A 1,325-nucleotide genomic window follows, 5' to 3' on the forward strand; every position below is an offset into this window, starting at 1 on the left:
GGGGCCCCCCCCCCGCGGGGCGCGAGCCCCGCAGGGGCCCCCCAAACCCCCCCCGCCGCCGGAGCGGGCGCGCCGCGGCGGCCCGCCCCCAGCAGGTGCGGCCCGCCCTGCAGCAACTGCTCGACGCGATGGAGGGCGTCCCGGCGTACGTGCTCGGACGGCGGCTGGACATCGTCGCGTGGAACCGGCTCGGCAACGCGTTGACCGGCGACTTCTCCGCGATGCCGCCGGAGCAGCGGAACATGGCCTGGCACGTCTTCCTGGACCCGGCGGCGCGTGAGCTGTACGACGACTGGGAGGGCAAGGCCACGGACGTGGTCGGCATCCTGCGGTTGGAGGCCGGCCGGGACCTCGACGATCCCCGGCTGGCCTCGCTGATCGGTGAACTCTCGCTGAAGAGCGCGGACTTCCGCCGGCTCTGGGCCGCGCACGACATCCGGGACAAGGGCCACGGCACCAAGGACCTGCACCACCCCGTGGTCGGCCGGCTGACCCTGCGCTACGAGACGCTGCGGCCGGCCGGCGATCCGGACCAGGTGCTGGTGACCTACCACGCCGAGCCCGGCTCGCCCTCGGCCGAGTCGCTTCGTCTGCTCGCCAGTTGGGCCGCGACCGGGCCGGCCGAGGGTGTGGGATCCGCCACGCCGGCCGCCCCCGCCGAGGGCCGGGAGTCCCCGGCGGAGCGGCCCCGTTAGGCCGGTGGTCCCGGGCCGGTCGGGACCACCGGCTCTGTCCGGGACCCTCCGCCGGGACGTTCACTGGAACTGCGCACCCTCCGGGCCCTGCCCTGCCCGGAACCGGCCCGGTCCGCCGATCGGGCCGGTTCGCGAGGTGAACAGAGCGTGTACGTCGAGCATCTGACGGATCGTTAGGCTGCTGGTCATGGAGATCAGCAGCAGCGCCGCGTCCACCGAGTACGACCGGTTGATCGCGCGCCACCACGCCATGCGCCTTCGCCGGCAGATCCTCGCGCCGGCACCCGCGTTCCCGGCACCCGCGTTCCCGGCACCCGCGTTCCCGGCGACCGCGTTCCCGGGGCCGGCGGACGGACGGGGCGGCGCGCCGTCCCCCACCGGCCGGTCTTACGACGGTGCGGCCGACCAGCGGCTGATCCTGCGCACCCTCGGCCTGGTCACCCCGTTCGCGGACCTGATCGACCACCTCTATCGGTTCATGTTCCTGCGCCGCCCCTACTTGCGCTCGCTCTTCCCGGCCTCCATGGAGTTCCAGCGGTCCCACCTGGAGCGGATGTTCACCTACCTCGTCGAACACCTCGACCGGCCCGCCGAACTCGCCGACACGCTCGGCCGACTCGGCCGCGACCA

Annotated in this window: 1 protein-coding gene and 1 pseudogene; both read left to right on the forward strand. The window is 74.3% G+C overall.

Annotated features, from left to right (window positions below):
• Window positions 1-95: 95 nt before the first annotated feature.
• Window positions 96-695, forward strand: coding sequence for a hypothetical protein (locus MCM47_RS40845; protein ID WP_308222637.1), 600 nt, complete (start codon window positions 96-98; stop codon window positions 693-695).
• A gap of 187 nt (window positions 696-882) precedes the next feature.
• Window positions 883-1,325, forward strand: a pseudogene (locus MCM47_RS40850) (flavohemoprotein); the annotation flags it as partial.

Origin of the sequence: Kitasatospora sp. A2-31 (assembly GCF_022288725.1) — a bacterium.
Lineage (GTDB): Bacteria > Actinomycetota > Actinomycetes > Streptomycetales > Streptomycetaceae > Kitasatospora.